This is a genomic window from Flavobacterium sp. KBS0721 (assembly GCF_002007065.3).
GTDB classification, from domain to species: Bacteria; Bacteroidota; Bacteroidia; order Flavobacteriales; family Flavobacteriaceae; genus Flavobacterium; species Flavobacterium piscis.
The window spans coordinates 19,242-36,889 of record NZ_CP042170.1; the positions used below are offsets into that span (position 1 = coordinate 19,242).

General features: G+C 36.7%; 11 protein-coding genes, 2 tRNA genes and 3 rRNA genes. 10 read left to right on the plus strand and 6 right to left on the minus strand.

Translation table 11 applies throughout. The features are described from left to right. Window positions 1-43: 43 nt before the first annotated feature. The 6 genes from pafA to B0M43_RS00120 all read right to left on the minus strand — a co-directional run bounded on the left by pafA (window position 44) and on the right by B0M43_RS00120 (window position 7,401). Entirely contained in the window at window positions 44-1,663 is a 1,620-nt protein-coding gene (gene pafA, locus B0M43_RS00095) for an alkaline phosphatase PafA (RefSeq protein WP_078005768.1), read from the minus strand. Between the two features lie 537 nt (window positions 1,664-2,200). Next, window positions 2,201-2,310 (minus strand): 5S ribosomal RNA (gene rrf, locus B0M43_RS00100). Window positions 2,311-2,439: 129 nt separating this feature from the next. Continuing rightward, a 23S ribosomal RNA gene (locus tag B0M43_RS00105) occupies window positions 2,440-5,323 on the minus strand. A 148-nt stretch (window positions 5,324-5,471) separates the two neighbouring features. Further along, a tRNA-Ala gene (locus tag B0M43_RS00110) sits at window positions 5,472-5,545 on the minus strand. 145 nt (window positions 5,546-5,690) lie between these two features. Next, a tRNA-Ile gene (locus B0M43_RS00115) sits at window positions 5,691-5,764 on the minus strand. Between the two features lie 123 nt (window positions 5,765-5,887). Next, window positions 5,888-7,401, minus strand: a 16S ribosomal RNA gene (locus B0M43_RS00120). Together the 16S, 23S and 5S rRNA genes with 2 tRNA genes alongside form the textbook arrangement of a ribosomal RNA operon. A 1,039-nt stretch (window positions 7,402-8,440) precedes the next feature. On the opposite strand from B0M43_RS00120, the gene thrS reads away from it, so the two are divergent. The 10 genes from thrS (at window position 8,441) to B0M43_RS00170 (ending at window position 17,610) form a co-directional block, all read left to right on the plus strand. Then, complete coding sequence (thrS, locus tag B0M43_RS00125; RefSeq protein ID WP_065451172.1) at window positions 8,441-10,387, plus strand: threonine--tRNA ligase; 1,947 nt, start codon at window positions 8,441-8,443, stop codon at window positions 10,385-10,387. Window positions 10,388-10,403: 16 nt separating this feature from the next. Then, complete coding sequence (infC, locus tag B0M43_RS00130) at window positions 10,404-10,961, plus strand: translation initiation factor IF-3 (RefSeq protein WP_371296044.1); 558 nt, start codon at window positions 10,404-10,406, stop codon at window positions 10,959-10,961. Window positions 10,962-11,059: 98 nt separating this feature from the next. Next, entirely contained in the window at window positions 11,060-11,257 is a 198-nt protein-coding gene (rpmI, locus tag B0M43_RS00135; protein WP_022827375.1) for a 50S ribosomal protein L35, read from the plus strand. 100 nt (window positions 11,258-11,357) lie between these two features. Continuing rightward, window positions 11,358-11,702: a 50S ribosomal protein L20 gene (gene rplT, locus B0M43_RS00140; protein ID WP_041515545.1), complete on the plus strand. Its 345-nt coding sequence runs from the start codon at window positions 11,358-11,360 to the stop codon at window positions 11,700-11,702. A gap of 146 nt (window positions 11,703-11,848) precedes the next feature. Beyond that, window positions 11,849-12,421 (plus strand): Crp/Fnr family transcriptional regulator, encoded by a 573-nt coding sequence (locus tag B0M43_RS00145; protein ID WP_078005769.1) that lies wholly within the window; start codon window positions 11,849-11,851, stop codon window positions 12,419-12,421. A gap of 77 nt (window positions 12,422-12,498) precedes the next feature. Next, a complete protein-coding gene (locus B0M43_RS00150) occupies window positions 12,499-12,933 on the plus strand; it encodes a carboxymuconolactone decarboxylase family protein (protein WP_065451169.1) in 435 nt (144 codons plus the stop codon). A gap of 174 nt (window positions 12,934-13,107) precedes the next feature. After that, window positions 13,108-14,820 carry a tetratricopeptide repeat-containing sensor histidine kinase gene (locus B0M43_RS00155; protein ID WP_078005770.1) on the plus strand — a complete coding sequence of 571 codons (1,713 nt, stop codon included), beginning with the start codon at window positions 13,108-13,110 and terminating at the stop codon, window positions 14,818-14,820. A 53-nt stretch (window positions 14,821-14,873) separates the two neighbouring features. Continuing rightward, window positions 14,874-16,595, plus strand: a complete 1,722-nt coding sequence (locus tag B0M43_RS00160; RefSeq protein ID WP_210418039.1) for a tetratricopeptide repeat-containing sensor histidine kinase — start codon at window positions 14,874-14,876, stop codon at window positions 16,593-16,595. A gap of 10 nt (window positions 16,596-16,605) precedes the next feature. Next, window positions 16,606-17,274, plus strand: coding sequence for a response regulator transcription factor (locus B0M43_RS00165; RefSeq protein ID WP_078005772.1), 669 nt, complete (start codon window positions 16,606-16,608; stop codon window positions 17,272-17,274). A 126-nt stretch (window positions 17,275-17,400) separates the two neighbouring features. Continuing rightward, window positions 17,401-17,610: a hypothetical protein gene (locus B0M43_RS00170; protein ID WP_262496248.1), complete on the plus strand. Its 210-nt coding sequence runs from the start codon at window positions 17,401-17,403 to the stop codon at window positions 17,608-17,610. Window positions 17,611-17,648 lie beyond the last annotated feature (38 nt).

The window sequence follows — 17,648 nt, forward strand, 5'->3', positions numbered from 1 at the left end:
ATGAATTTTGACAGGTTTTTATTTTCATATCAAAAAATGAAAACTATTTTTTCTCATCTAATACTTCTTGTAACACTTTTGCTTCAGTCCCATTTGGGAAAGTAACTTTAATTTTCTGTGCTATTGTTGGAGCAATTTCAGTGATAGCTTTCTTATCGTAAGATTCTCCTTTTTTAATATGCCATCCGTAAAAAATAGCTGGCACATGAGTATCATAGCTATAAGGTGTTCCGTGTGATGTTCCTGTAGTTGAATATTCTATATCACCAGGCTTATCAATAATAACCAAATCGCCATTTTGAGTTACATCAAAACCTTTTGCAACAAAATTTAAATAATAGTCATTTCCTGAATTAGCCAATATTTCTTCTTCAGTGTAAACCTTTTTAACTTGTGGCTGCGAAATTAAAAACTCTTTAAAAGCTTGTTTTACTTTTACCAAGTCTAACCTCTTATCTTTAATAATTTGCTTATTAAAGAAAACATTGAAATTGGAATAATTTAAAATTAAATCAACTCCAAATGTTTTAGTTGAGAAATCCTGTAAACTCTTTTTAACATCTTTAGACGGATAATTATCTACATTATATTTACGGTCTTTCAAATAAATTACATTTTCAGCACCAGCATGATCAGCAGTTAAGAAAAGTAAATAATTTCCTTTTCCAACAGTTTTATCTAAATAGGCCAAGAAATCGGCAATAGTTTGGTCCAGCCTTAAATAAGTATCCTGTAGTTCCATCGAACGTGGCCCAAGTAAGTGACCTACATAATCAGTAGAAGAAAAACTTACAGTTAAAAAGTCTGTAATATTATCTTTTCCTAATTCTTCTTTTTCAATAGCTTTCTTAGCAAATTCAGCCAGCAAATCATTTCCAAAAGGAGTCGCCCTTAAAATCCCTGCATCATTCTTCTCATACATTGACTTTAAATCATATGGGAAAACTGGAGCTGCACTTCCGTACAACTTACCCTCGTAAGGATTATTATCCGGTAAACTTTCGTTATAAGTAGAAGCTGGCTTGTACAAATCCCAACCTTTATTAATGTAAGGCATATAATGTTTCTCATTATTAAACTCAGTAACCCATTCAGGCAATTTTTCTCCGTAAAAAGTACTGGAAATAAAAGACCCGGTTTTACTATACCAAAAAGCCCAATTAGCAAAATGACCTGCTGGTAAAATTGCGCCACGATCTTTAAGGCTAATTCCAATAACTTTTCCTTCAAAATTAGTAGCCATTCTTACTTCGTCAGTAATAGTAGTACTTTGTAAATTCTTAGGAGACATTGCGCCTTCTTCAACTGTGCCATCCCCTACAGTTTTTACACCTGCATCATCTGTGCAATACATTTCCTTACCAAGGGCCCTGCTAAACCATTCATTCCCCACAATTCCATGTGTCGCCGGAGTAGTTCCAGTATAAATAGACGCATGTCCAGGAGCTGTATAAGTAGGCATATAATTATAATGCATATTCTGAAAAGTATATCCATTATTCATTAGTCTCTTAAATCCGTTTGGTGAAAAATCATCTGAAAAGCGATACAAATATTCCATTTTCATCTGATCTACTACAATACCTACCACCAACTTAGGTCGCTGTTGAGCACTTAAATTTGAGATAACAAACAATGTCAACAATACAATACTTTTTTTCATACTTCAATTATAATATTTGATACAAAAATACAGATTAGCATTTAGATAGGCTAGCGCACTATAATTTAAAACTTAAAAACGATTATAATTTAACAGAAAAATAGATTTTAAATTATATGGGCGTTTCCCTCCGGGCCGGGTCCGGGCCGGGCTGTCCGCTAAATCTTTTGCGAGAGAGGTTTTAGGCTGCTTTGCCGGAAGTGTAGTGTGTCGCAAAAGGATATCGCTCCCATCCCTAACGCAGTTTACGGTAAAAAGGAAGTATTATTTTCAAAAGAAATTCCAACTTTTAAAATCCCAAATTCCAGTCCATAGAACCTCATAGTTTTTACTTTCAGAAGAGATCATGTAAATAAACTGTTATTTAACCGCAAAGAACGCAAGGGATTACGCAAAGTGCGCAACGAACAGCCTTTGCGACCTTAATAAAGACAGCAGTACAGACGATAAAAAAAACCTTTGCGTACTTTGCGGTAAATTTCACAAAGTGATATAAACAAAAAATCCCTCCCGATAAATTGGGAAGGATTCTTAAAAGAAAGGCGACGACATACTCTCCCACATAACTGCAGTACCATCTGCGCAGGCGGGCTTAACTACTCTGTTCGGGATGGGAAGAGGTGAGCCCCGCCGCAATAACCACCTTAAGGTCGTTTTGCAATGGGTATTCCGATTTATCGGAACAACATTACAGAATATCTTAACATACTGAGATAAAGAAAAGTATTTTATATTTAGAAAGTTTCTTCTCCCGACCGGAGTCGGGAGAAAAGGGTGTACATAAGCTTACGGATTATTAGTACTACTCGACTATGACATTACTGCCTTTACATCTATAGCCTATCAACGTGGTCATCTTCCACGATCCTTAAAAGAAATCTCATCTTGTGGTGGGTTTCGCGCTTATATGCTTTCAGCGCTTATCCCTTCCAAACGTAGCTACTCTGCGGTGCCCCTGGCGGGACAACAGATACACTAGAGGTTTGTCCAATTCGGTCCTCTCGTACTAGAATCAGATCCACTCAAATTTCTAACGCCCACAGTAGATAGAGACCGAACTGTCTCACGACGTTCTGAACCCAGCTCGCGTGCCACTTTAATGGGCGAACAGCCCAACCCTTGGGACCTTCTCCAGCCCCAGGATGTGACGAGCCGACATCGAGGTGCCAAACCCCCCCGTCGATATGAGCTCTTGGGGGAGATCAGCCTGTTATCCCCGGCGTACCTTTTATCCTTTGAGCGATGGCCCTTCCATGCGGAACCACCGGATCACTATGCTCTACTTTCGTACCTGATCGACCTGTATGTCTCTCAGTCAAGCTCCCTTATGCCATTGCACTCTACGCACGGTTACCAAGCGTACTGAGGGAACCTTTAGAAGCCTCCGTTACTCTTTTGGAGGCGACCACCCCAGTCAAACTACCCACCAAGCAATGTCCCCCGCAAAACGGGGTTAGGCCTCAGATAAACAAAGGGTTGTATTTCAACAATGACTCCACAACGCCTGGCGACGCCGCTTCATAGTCTCCAACCTATCCTACACATCATTTATCCAAGGTCAATACTAAGCTATAGTAAAGGTGCACAGGGTCTTTTCGTCCCACTGCGGGTAAACGGCATCTTCACCGTTACTACAATTTCACCGAGCTCATGGCTGAGACAGTGTCCAGATCGTTACACCATTCGTGCAGGTCGGAACTTACCCGACAAGGAATTTCGCTACCTTAGGACCGTTATAGTTACGGCCGCCGTTTACTGGGGCTTCAATTCAATGCTTCTCCGAAGATAACATCTCCTCTTAACCTTCCAGCACCGGGCAGGTGTCAGGCCCTATACTTCATCTTACGATTTTGCAGAGCCCTGTGTTTTTGATAAACAGTCGCCTGGACCTCTTCACTGCGGCCCCCATTGCTGGGGGCGACCTTTCTCCCGAAGTTACAGGTCTATTTTGCCTAATTCCTTAGCCATGAATCTCTCGAGCACCTTAGGATTCTCTCCTCAACTACCTGTGTCGGTTTACGGTACTGGTACTAATTACCTGAAGTTTAGAGGTTTTTCTTGGAAGCCCTTAGGCGCACTATCTCTTTGTCCGAAGACTCCGAGTACTATCGTATTTCCCCAAGCCGCGTGGATTTGCCTGCGCAGCTTATAGGTAGGTACTTCAACGAACTATTCCGTCAGTTCGCGGCGCTTTCATCACTCCGTCACCCCATCACAGTAATTAGTAGTACGGGAATATTAACCCGTTAGCCATCGACTGTCCCTTTCGGGTTCGCCTTAGGACCAGACTAACCCACAGCTGATTAGCATAGCTGTGGAAACCTTAGTTTTTCGGTGTGCGGGTTTCTCGCCCGCATTATCGTTACTTATGCCTACATTTTCTTTTCCAGCCAGTCCAGCATACCTTACGATACACCTTCAACCCTGCTGGAATGCTCCCCTACCACTTAGAGTAAACTCTAAATCCATAGCTTCGGTAATACACTTATGCCCGATTATTATCCATGCTCGTCCGCTCGACTAGTGAGCTGTTACGCACTCTTTAAATGAATGGCTGCTTCCAAGCCAACATCCTAGCTGTCTGGGCAGACAAACCTCGTTCTTTCAACTTAGTGTATATTTGGGGACCTTAGCTGATGGTCTGGGTTCTTTCCCTCTCGGACTTGGACCTTAGCACCCAAGCCCTCACTGTTAGTGAACATTATATAGCATTCGGAGTTTGTCAGGAATTGGTAGGCGGTGAAGCCCCCGCATCCAATCAGTAGCTCTACCTCTATATAACTTTATAACTAACGCTGCACCTAAATGCATTTCGGGGAGTACGAGCTATTTCCGAGTTTGATTGGCCTTTCACCCCTACCCACAGGTCATCCGAAGACTTTTCAACGTCAACCGGTTCGGACCTCCACTGTGTGTTACCACAGCTTCATCCTGCCCATGGGTAGATCACACGGTTTCGCGTCTAACACTACTGACTAAAGCGCCCTATTCAGACTCGCTTTCGCTACGGATCCGTGGCTTAACCACTTAACCTTGCCAGCAACGTTAACTCGTAGGCTCATTATGCAAAAGGCACGCCGTCACCCCACGAAAGGGCTCCGACCGCTTGTAAGCGTATGGTTTCAGGATCTATTTCACTCCGTTATTCACGGTTCTTTTCACCTTTCCCTCACGGTACTGGTTCACTATCGGTCTCTCAGGAGTATTTAGCCTTAGCGGATGGTCCCGCCAAATTCAGACAGGGTTTCACGTGCCCCGCCCTACTCAGGATACCACTATCTATTACACTCGTTACCCATACGGGGCTATCACCCTCTTTGGCGTCACTTTCCAGTAACTTCCGGTTCCTTGTGCATAAAATCTCGTGGTCCTACAACCCCAATCTTGCCGTAACAACATTGGTTTGGGCTAATCCGCGTTCGCTCGCCACTACTTACGGAATCACTTTTGTTTTCTTCTCCTCCGCCTACTTAGATGTTTCAGTTCAGCGGGTTTGCCCACCTATCGGTGTACTATGTCTTCAACATAGTGGGTTGCCCCATTCAGGTATCTGCGGATCAATCGGTGTGTGCCCGTCCCCGCAGCTTTTCGCAGCTTATCACGCCTTTCATCGCCTCTGAGAGCCAAGGCATCCCCCATACGCCCTTATTTTGCTTATTGTACCAATCATAAAATCAATTATGACCGTTTTTTTTTGTCTTTTATTATTTGTATTGCTACTTATAACAAAAAACGCTTTCTACTTTTTATTATTTTCTTATCTCAATATGTCAATGAACTTTTATTTACTATCTTTATAGTAAACCAGTGGAGAATAACGGAGTCGAACCGTTGACCTCCTGCGTGCAAGGCAGGCGCTCTAGCCAGCTGAGCTAATCCCCCAATCTAATTATGAATTGTGAATTATGAATTATGAATTATTATTCATAACGCCTCAACTCTAGAATTTCCTTTTCAAGTTTACAGTCTCTTTATTTTGTCTTTTTATAATTTACAATTCATAATTTATAATTAACAATTTAAAAAGTAGTCCCGGGCAGACTCGAACTGCCGACCCCTACATTATCAGTGTAGTACTCTAACCAGCTGAGCTACGAGACTCTGTTTTACTTAAAATTTATTATTTGAACTAACAGCAAGAGTAATTGAACTTTAAAATTCAGATCCTTTAGATAAACATCTTTTTTCCCCATCGTGTATTACTACTAACAATTGGGGCTCTAGAAAGGAGGTGTTCCAGCCGCACCTTCCGGTACGGCTACCTTGTTACGACTTAGCCCTAGTTACCAGTTTTACCCTAGGCAGCTCCTTGCGGTCACCGACTTCAGGCACCCCCAGCTTCCATGGCTTGACGGGCGGTGTGTACAAGGCCCGGGAACGTATTCACCGGATCATGGCTGATATCCGATTACTAGCGATTCCAGCTTCACGGAGTCGAGTTGCAGACTCCGATCCGAACTGTGACCGGTTTTATAGATTCGCTCCTGGTCGCCCAGTGGCTGCTCTCTGTACCGGCCATTGTAGCACGTGTGTAGCCCAAGGCGTAAGGGCCGTGATGATTTGACGTCATCCCCACCTTCCTCACAGTTTGCACTGGCAGTCTTGTTAGAGTTCCCGACTTGACTCGCTGGCAACTAACAACAGGGGTTGCGCTCGTTATAGGACTTAACCTGACACCTCACGGCACGAGCTGACGACAACCATGCAGCACCTTGTAAATTGTCTTGCGAAAGATCTGTTTCCAAACCGGTCAATCTACATTTAAGCCTTGGTAAGGTTCCTCGCGTATCATCGAATTAAACCACATGCTCCACCGCTTGTGCGGGCCCCCGTCAATTCCTTTGAGTTTCATTCTTGCGAACGTACTCCCCAGGTGGGATACTTATCACTTTCGCTTAGCCACTGAAATTGCTTCCAACAGCTAGTATCCATCGTTTACGGCGTGGACTACCAGGGTATCTAATCCTGTTCGCTACCCACGCTTTCGTCCATCAGCGTCAATCAATTAGTAGTAACCTGCCTTCGCAATTGGTATTCCATGTAATCTCTAAGCATTTCACCGCTACACTACATATTCTAGTTACTTCCTAATAATTCAAGTCTAACAGTATCAATGGCCGTTCCACCGTTGAGCGATGGGCTTTCACCACTGACTTATTAAACCGCCTACGGACCCTTTAAACCCAATGATTCCGGATAACGCTTGGATCCTCCGTATTACCGCGGCTGCTGGCACGGAGTTAGCCGATCCTTATTCTTACGATACCGTCAAGTCCCGACACGTCGGGATGTTTCTTCTCGTATAAAAGCAGTTTACAATCCATAGGACCGTCATCCTGCACGCGGCATGGCTGGATCAGGCTTGCGCCCATTGTCCAATATTCCTCACTGCTGCCTCCCGTAGGAGTCTGGTCCGTGTCTCAGTACCAGTGTGGGGGATCTCCCTCTCAGGACCCCTACCCATCGTAGCCTTGGTAAGCCGTTACCTTACCAACTAGCTAATGGGACGCATGCTCATCTTTTACCGTTGTGACTTTAATATAATCCTGATGCCAGGGCTATATACTATGAGGTATTAATCCAAATTTCTCTGGGCTATCCCTCTGTAAAAGGTAGATTGCATACGCGTTACGCACCCGTGCGCCGGTCTCTAGTTCCGAAGAACTATACCCCTCGACTTGCATGTGTTAAGCCTGCCGCTAGCGTTCATCCTGAGCCAGGATCAAACTCTTCATCGTATATTGTTTGTCTTAATTACTTAAGACTAATTATTATTCGACGTTTTCTCTATCGGTTTTTCAAATCTCTCGATTCCATTACTCTTATTCTTTTGTTCTAACATCTCTGTTAAAACGGCTGTCAATTCAATATGTCTACGAACGTGTTTCAATTTTGTTTCGCTTGTTTCTCAAAGCGGGTGCAAAAGTAGAAAACTTATTTCAAACCGGCAAATGTTTTTTGAAGTTTTTTTTAAGAAAATTTACTTTCCTTTTTCCTTCCAAACCTTACCAATCTCTCAATGAACTTTCCGTGTTTTGCGGGGTGCAAATGTAACTTCTGTTTTTAAATCTCACAAGCTTTTCTTAATCTTTTTTTGAAAATAAATTTTCAGTTTGATTCGTAATGCTTGTCAGTATTTTAAAGAACGTCTGTCGCTGTTGCGGGTGCAAAAGTAGACCCTTTATTTACATTTACAAGCCTTTTTATTATATATTTTCCATCTTTTTTAAAACTTTTTCTTAACACTCTGATAACACAAAACTTAGCTTTTGATGTTTTTTACCATTTATAGGATTTTACTGTAGTGATTGCACTTGTCTCAATTATTTTATTTAAGAATATGCCATTTTTATGGACTTCACACCGAAATACATTCTTTCCTGAGAACTTTATAACGTACTTATCACTCTCTTTTTTCCTTTGCCACGAAAACACCAAGACAAAAAGACTCTTTCTCCTGCTTTCCTGCCCCACAAAGTTTCTTTCTTTACTTATATATAAGAAGACACCTATTGAAAACAACTACCCTAGCCCCGACAGTAGAAGAAAAGATTGTAGCGGATAGCGGGAAACAGCTCCTTATTAAAATACTAATTCTTCTCTAGAGAGCCCTTCTTACACATTATGGTCCCATTTACCTGCTTAATATATATGTATAAAAAAGCATCAACTTTAGAATAACATTAATTCACTACATATATAATAGTATAAACATGCATATATATATTGTATGTATTTTAGTAATGCGCTATATTTGCATTCACAAAATTATAAACAATGATTAAGATTACTTTACCCGACGGGTCAATTAGAGAGTTTGCTTCAGGTGTAACTCCGATGGAGGTTGCTAAGAGCATTAGTGAAGGATTTGCAAGAAATGTGATTTCTGCGTCTTTTAATGGTACAACAATAGAAACCGAAACTCCATTGACGACCGACGGTAGTCTTATTTTATATACTTGGAATGATGCGGAAGGTAAAAAAGCTTTCTGGCACTCGACTTCGCATGTAATGGCGCAAGCGCTTGAGGAATTGTATCCTGGAATTAAATTAACTCTTGGACCTGCAATTTCTAACGGTTTTTATTATGATGTGGATTTTGAAGATCAAAAGATCACTGATGCTGACTTTAAAAAGATTGAAGATCGTGTTCTTGAAATTTCAAGAGGAAAACATGAATTTAAAATGCGTCCGGTTAGTAAAGCTGATGCTTTAGAACTATATAAAGATAACGTTTACAAGACTGAATTGATTTCGAATCTTGAAGACGGAACTATTACTTTTTGTGATCATGCTACTTTTACTGATTTATGTAGAGGTGGACATATCCCAAATACTGGTATCATCAAGGCTTTTAAAATCATGAGTGTTGCAGGTGCTTACTGGAGAGGTGATGAAAAAAACAAACAGTTGACTCGTGTTTACGGAACTTCTTTCCCTAAACAAAAAGATTTGACTGAATATCTTGAACTTCTGGAAGAGGCCAAACGTCGTGATCACCGTAAATTAGGTAAAGAACTTGAATTGTTTGCTTTCTCTCAGAAAGTTGGACAAGGACTTCCTTTATGGTTACCAAAAGGTGCTGCACTTAGAGATCGTTTAGAGCAGTTTTTAAAAAAAGCACAAAAGAAAGCAGGGTACGAACAAGTTGTTACTCCACATATTGGTCAAAAAGAACTTTATGTAACTTCTGGTCACTATGCGAAATATGGCGCTGATAGTTTTCAGCCAATACATACTCCTGCCGAAGGTGAAGAGTTTTTATTGAAACCGATGAACTGTCCTCACCACTGTGAGATCTACAATGTAAGACCTTGGTCGTATAAAGATTTACCTAAGCGTTATGCTGAATTTGGTACCGTATACAGATATGAACAATCTGGTGAATTGCATGGTTTAACTCGTGTAAGAGGGTTTACTCAGGATGATGCGCATATTTTTTGTACTCCGGAGCAATTAGACGAAGAATTCAAAAAGGTAATTGACCTGGTACTTTATGTATTTGGATCATTAGGTTTTGAAGACTTTACTGCTCAGATTTCGTTGAGAGACAAAGAGAACAGAGATAAGTATATAGGTACTGATGAAAACTGGGAAAAAGCCGAAAATGCAATTATCAATGCTGCTGCTGACAAAGGACTGAATACTGTTGTAGAATATGGCGAGGCTGCTTTTTATGGTCCGAAGCTTGACTTTATGGTTAAGGATGCCCTAGGAAGACAATGGCAATTGGGAACTATTCAGGTTGATTATAATCTTCCGGAACGTTTTGAATTAACTTATAAAGGCGCTGATAATGAATTACATCGCCCTGTTATGATTCACAGAGCTCCTTTTGGATCAATGGAACGTTTTATCGCAATTTTGCTAGAGCACACAGCAGGAAATTTCCCACTTTGGCTTATGCCGGAACAGGCTATAATCTTGTCTTTGAGCGAGAAATACGAAATATATGCTAAAAAAGTTTTAGATTTGCTAGAAAATCACGAAATTCGCGCCCTAATTGACAACCGAAGCGAGACTATTGGTAAGAAAATTAGAGATGCTGAAATGCAAAAAATACCGTTTATGCTTATTGTAGGTGAGGAAGAGGAGAAAAACGGAACTATTTCGATCCGTCGTCACGGGCAAGAAGGAAAAGGGAATATTACAGTTACAATTGATGAATTTGTCGCTATTGTAAACGAAGAAATAAAAAAGACATTAAAAGTTTTTACAGTTTAACTTAAATTATAAAGTCATAGCAATAAGAAGCAACAGAGGTTACCAACCTCGAGTAGAAAAAAAAGATGCACACAGAATAAATAACCTTATTCGTGGTGTACAAGAAGTAAGACTAGTAGGCGAAAACATCGAACCAGGTGTATTTAAGCTTGCAGAAGCTTTACGTTTAGCGGATCAGTTCGAATTGGATTTGGTTGAAATTTCGCCAAACGCTGAGCCGCCGGTTTGTAAAATCATGGATTACAAGAAATTTGTTTACGAACAAAAGAAACGTGATAAGGTATTAAAAGCTAAATCAACGCAAGTTGTAGTAAAAGAGATTAGATTTGGTCCTCAGACAGATGAGCATGATTACGAATTTAAAAGAAAAAATGCTGAGAAGTTCCTAAAAGAAGGTGCTAAACTTAAAGCTTTTGTTTTCTTTAAAGGTCGTTCTATTATCTATAAAGATCAGGGACAAATTTTATTACTACGTTTGGCTACAGATTTAGAAGAGTACGGTAAAGTGGAAGCGATGCCGGTTTTGGAAGGAAAGAGAATGATTATGTTCATTGCTCCTAAGAAGAAAAAATAGTCTCAGTTTATAGTTTCAGTATTCAGTATCTGAGCCTGAAACTTTAAACTTGAAACAAAGATATAAGTAAGTAAGAATAAATTAAAACACTAGGAAAAATGCCTAAAATGAAAACAAAATCTAGCGCCAAGAAACGTTTCAAAGTTACTGGTTCTGGAAAGATTAAAAGAAAGCATGCTTTTAAAAGTCACATCTTGACTAAAAAATCTAAAAAACGTAAATTAGCTTTGACTCACTCAGCGCTAGTTCACAAAACAGATATGAAAAGCATCAAACAACAATTAAGAATTATCTAATAATTCTTTAGGTTAAAAATTATTTATATAACCTTGGAGTATGGCTTTTAAGTTCCTTTGATTTAATTCGGGACGCCTGCTACAAAAACACATTAAAATTATGCCAAGAGCAGTAAATTCAGTTGCCAAAAGAGCAAGAAGAAAAAAAATAATGAAGCAAGCCAAAGGTTTCTTTGGTAGACGTAAAAACGTTTGGACAGTTGCTAAGAATGCAGTAGAGAAAGCAATGTGCTACGCTTACCGCGATAGAAAACAAAACAAAAGAAATTTCCGTGCATTATGGATTCAACGTATCAACGCTGGAGCTAGATTGGAAGGAATGTCTTATTCTCAATTCATGGGTAAAGTAAAAGCTAACGGAATCGAATTGAACCGTAAAGTTCTTGCAGATTTAGCAATGAATCACCCTGAAGCTTTCAAAGCAATACTTAACAAAGTAAAATAAACGTTTTATAAACTCAATTTAGATTACTTACTTATCATAGAAAAACCATCCGCCACGGCGGATGGTTTTTTGCTTTTACGATCATTTTAGTTCCCGTTTTTACGAATTAAATTTAAAAAGTACATTTGTACAGAATCACACATAACATGCACAAGTCACTTTTACAACATATTGAAAAGATCGTAGAACTAGAACCTATAGAAATTGACATACTGGCTTCTTGCTTAAGTGTATCTACTATTAAAAGAAAAGAACTTGTATTAGAAGAGGGTCAGATTTGCAATAAAATTTATTTTATAGTTAAAGGCTGTATGAGGCAGTATATTATTAATACTAAGGGAACAGAACAAACGCTTCAATTTGGCATTGAGAATTGGTGGATTACCGATTACTTAAGCTACCACAACTATATTCCCTCTCATTTTTACATACAGGCTGTAGAGCAATCAGAGGTAATTGCTATAGATAAATCAACTTTAGAATCTATTCTATTTCAGATCCCGAAACTGGAACGCTATTTTAGAATTGTAGCGCAAAAATCCTTTGGCGCTGCACAAATGCGAATCAAGTTTTTATTTACCATGTCGGCAGAAGAAAGGTATCATCACTTTAATGGTTTGTATCCTGAATTTGTTCAACGCGTTCCGCAATACATGCTTGCCTCCTATCTGGATTTCTCTGCTGAATTTATGAGTAAAATTAGAGCAGGCAAAATCTAGATTCATTTCTTGAAGTACTTCAAGTTTTTTAAAACATACATACAAGATCTTTGTATCAAACTTTAAAAACAAGAAAAATGAAACCAAGAATCGTTATCCCAACAGTTGCTCCTGAAGCGTATGAAGCTTTAGTGAATTTAGAAAAATATAATGCAACTACCTCTGTAACTCCCATACAAAAAGAGCTAATAAAAATTCGTGCCTCGCAAATAAACGGCTGTGCATTTTGCCTTAACATGCATACTGCAGATGCGAGAAAATATGGCGAAACGGAAAAACGTATTTATCTCATTAGTGCCTGGCGTGAAGCCGATGTATTTACCGAAGAAGAAAAGGCAATACTAGCCTTAACAGAACAAATTACAATGATTACGAATCATGTTTCTGACGAAGTTTATCAGAATGCTGCACGCCTTTTTGATGACAAATATTTAGCAGAAATCATTATGATCATTATCACTATTAACTCCTGGAACAGATTGGCTATTGCAACAGGAATGAGAGCTGTGTAATTTAAAGAATTTCAATTTTGCATTATATATACGAACAATACCACAAATTAGATTGTATTGTTCGTATATACTTAAAAATCAACAAAAAGAAAGTTTTACAAATTAAACAAAATACCGTATTTCTACTCTTTTTTAAGAACTAAAATTCTTTATTTTTGGCGCATGATACCACGAATGATGCGGAACTTTTTTTTTATTATTTTTACTTTTCTATTTCTTTTTTCCTGCCAAAAGAAAACCAATACAACTCCAAAACAAAAAAGCACAAAACTTCAAATTGAAAAGTTAACTAAAGTTGCTGATAACTTCTATAACACAAATAATTTTGATAGTGCTTTCTATTACTACAACAAAGTAAAATTTATCTGCAACCCCGTAACTGATGCTTTAGATTATGTAAGCACTTTAAACAGAATGGCCGACATTCAGCAAAGTCAAGGTGATTATACGGGTAGTGAATCTACAGTTACTGAAGCATTACTTTATTTAAAATATATAAAAAACCAGCAATATGCATGGAACAGTTATGTCATTTTAAGTATTAATTACTTAAACACATACGACTATAAAAATGCAATATTATACAACCAAAAGGCTTTACAGTTGAAAACAGAGCCATGGAGAAATCTAGCCGCTAAAAATAATATCGCAGTGATTTTGATTGAAGAAGAAAAATACAAAGAGTCGCTCGAAATCTTCCTTTCTTTAATTACAAAAGAAGAAGTAATAAGCGATGATCTGTTTTATGCTAAAGCACTTGATAACGTTGGCTTCTGTTATTTTAAAATAAACCAACCCAAAAAAGCACTTTACTATTTAAATAAAAGCCTTAAAATAAGACAAAAGAAAGGTGATCCTTTTGATTTAGGAAAAAGCTATCTTCATTTGGCAAAATTCTATGAAAAAAGAAATTCTTCTCTGGCAAAAAAATATATGCTGCTAAGCTATAATCAATTTATCATTGCAAATAATACTGATGAAAGATTAACGTCACTAAAACTAATCATTCAGAATAGTTCTGACATAGCATTAAAAAAATATTCTACCAAATATGTCAATCTCGTTGACAGCATTTTTGAAGTGAGACAGAAAGTCAAAAATCAATTTGCACGTGTAAAATACGACTCTAAAAGAGAAAAGAACGAAAATTTAAAACTGAAAACCCATAAGGCCGAAAACGAACTACAACTGGAAAAACAGAAAAATCGAAATATAATTTCGTATATTATTATTGCCATCAGTTTGACTTTAATAATTGTACTCTATTTATACCTGACTTCCAGAGGTAAGAAAGAAAAAATTGAAGCGACTTACAAAAGTGAGACCCGAATTGCAAAAAAACTACATGATGAACTTGCTAACGATATTTACCATACAATGGCATTTGTTGAAAACAAAAACCTTGCGCTAACAGAAAACAAGGAGCAGTTATTAAACAATCTTGATATTATATACTCCAGAACCAGAGACATATCGAAAGAAAATTGCGCTATTATTACCAACGAAAATTATGTTTTAGGTCTAAAAGAAATGATTTTAGAATTTAATACTTCTAACACTAGTATTATTCTAAATGATTTAGAAACAGTTTCGTGGAATACGCTGGATCGAAGTAAAAAAACAACTGTATACAGAGTGCTTCAGGAATTACTTGTAAATATGAAGAAACATAGTAATGCCAATTTAGGCGTAATCAATTTTAAAGAAACGGACAAAAACATTACTATAAATTATAGTGATAACGGAAATGGAGCTGATTTGACACAATTATCTTTTAAAAACGGACTTCATAATGTTGAGAATAGAATTCAATCCATAAAAGGAAATGTCGAAATAGATTCACACCCCGGAAAAGGTTTTAAGGTCTTAATAAAAATCCCTTTATGATGATGAAAAAGATTTTCAGATTATTTCAGAATAAAACGGTTTTAAAATATCTTATGTCCATTCTCATTTTTTTAATAATAGGATGCGTGATTTATTTATTCAAATCTCCAAAATACGAGCCTACTATTAAAAAAAAACATAACAAATCTGAGATAAGAAAAGTTCTCAATAAAGCAGATATCCTTTTTGATTCCTACGAACTCAATAATTCATATGATTACTTTAATAAAGCACAATTGCTTTGCGATACTGATATATATTACATCGAGTATGTTTATGCAATTACCTGCATGGCTGCAATTGAACAAATGCAGGGTGATTTTGTTGCCAGTGAAATATTATTAACAAAGACACTTCCACATTTAAAAAAAATAAAAAAACCAAGGTTCGCAGCAAATGTCTACGAACAATTTGGTGCCAATTATTATTATACTTACGATTACAAAAACTCACTTTTATACTATCAAAAAGCATTACATCTTAAAACCAGTACGTTTAGAAAAATAGTCGTTCTTAATAGTATTTCTCAAATATACCTGAAGCAGAACAAAGTAAAACTGGCAGAAAGCATATTAATTCCCTTATCAAAAATTAAAACGATCTGCAAAGAAAATAAAAACGTAAATGATTATGAATATGCGCGAATATTAGATGATTTAGGATTGTGTTATCATCAACAGGAAAAACCTGAAGCGATTAATTACTATAAAAAAGCTTTGGCAATACAACTAAGATTAAAAAATAACTATGCTCTTTTATATACTTATTTGCACATTGCCGAATATTTTCAATTAAGCAATCCACAAAAAGCACAGCCTTATGCAAAGAAAGCTTACTTTTTATCTAATGAATTAAATGATGCATCGAACAAACTTCAGAGCTTAAAATTACTAACAAAGACTAGCGATGGCCAAAACTTAAAAGTATACACTACTCAATTTATCCAACTTTCTGATAGTATTGAGAAGATCAGAACGACGGCTAAAAATCAATTTGCCAGAATTAAATACTATTCTAAAAAAGATAAAGATGAAAACCTTCAATACAAAGCCGAAAAAGTAAAAAATGAGCTGCAGTTAGAAAGACAAAAAAATCGTAATATAATTTCTTACATCATTCTTTTTTTTACAGCTATATTCAGTTTATTTCTTTTTTGTTATTTAAGTATTAAGGGACGAAAAGAAAAAAATGATGCGATACTTAAAAGTGAGATACGAATTTCGAAAAAATTAAGTGCCGAGTTGGCTCATGATGTTTACAAAACATTAACCTTTGCAGAAAATATTGATCTGACAAAAGAAGATAATAAAGAAAAATTACTGAATAACCTTGATGCAATTTATGCAAGAACAAGAAATATTTCTAAAGAAAATTGCACTATTACTACTGGAAAACAGTATGCAAGCGATTTAAAAGAAATGATTTCCGGCTTTAAAACTCCTGAACTGAACATTTTATTAAATGGTTTTGATTTGATTTTATGGGATGATATTGAAAAAAATAAAAAAATAGTGCTTTACAGGATTTTACAGGAGCTATTTGTCAATATGAAAAAGCATAGAGAATCAACCTTGGTAAGTATTACTTTTAAAATAACCGAAAAAAATCTTATAATCATTTATAATGATAACGGGATTGGAACGAAAAATAGTACACCAAATTTAAAAAATGGATTGCAAAATGTGGAAAACCGTATTAAAACTATAAATGGAAATATTATTTTTGACAACAATTCAGAAAAAGGATTTAGATTAAGTTTTACCTTTCCTTTGTAAACACCATTATATGTACAAAAAAGTTTTAGTTGCCGAAGATTTAGACAGTATAAGCATAGCCGTTATTCAAGTGCTTGAAGATTTACAAGTTCAAACAATTGATCATGTGAAATATTGTGATGATGGTTTATTAAAAATAAAAAAAGCATTGCTCGAAAACGAACCTTATGACTTACTCATAAGCGATCTATCTTTTAAGTCTGATCACCGTAATGTAACTCTTTCCAGCGGTGAAGAACTTATTGAAGCAGCAAATGAAGTTCAGCCTAAATTAAAAAAAATAGTTTTTTCTATTGAAGATAAATCCTATCGTATAAAATCTCTTTTTTACGATTTAAGTATTAATGCCTATGTTTCAAAAGGAAGAAACAGTATTACTGAATTAAGAAAAGCAATTGAAGGTACTTTTAGAAATGAAGAAAAAATACTCTCTTCAGATTTATCTTTTAGTTTTAATGATAAAGCTTTGATTGAAATTGAATCTTATGATATTTCGATTTTAAAACTTTTGGCTAAAGGTTATATCTTGGAAAATATCTCGAGCGAGTTTAAAGCTTCTTCAATAACCCCAAACGGTACCAGCAGTATTGAGAAACGCATCAATAAATTAAAAATATATTTTAAAGCTAATAATAACGTACACCTAATTGCAATTGCAAAAGATTTTGGTTTGGTGTAAATTTTATAACTTTTTTACGGAATCCCGTAAGGAAATGACTTTTTATAGATTTAAGTTTGTGTAGAATTTATTAACCACCTAATGAAAGCTAAATATAAAATTAATTCAGGGAAACGTTTGCAGCAAATGTTTATCTCAAAAATTAATACCACTCAAAATAAAATCGTTATGAAAACTATGCTACTTTGTCTTTTTCTATCATTAAGTTTTGCATTCATTTCTGAAAAAACAGGCTGGCTCGAGATAGACTGGAAAATTATTTTCATACCAGCTCTTCTTGTTTTGCAAATAATCATCATAGGAACTGCTCTAAAGAACAGGTATAAAAAAGAATAATTTGTATTTTATTTAGCCATACAAAATAAGTTTTTTCA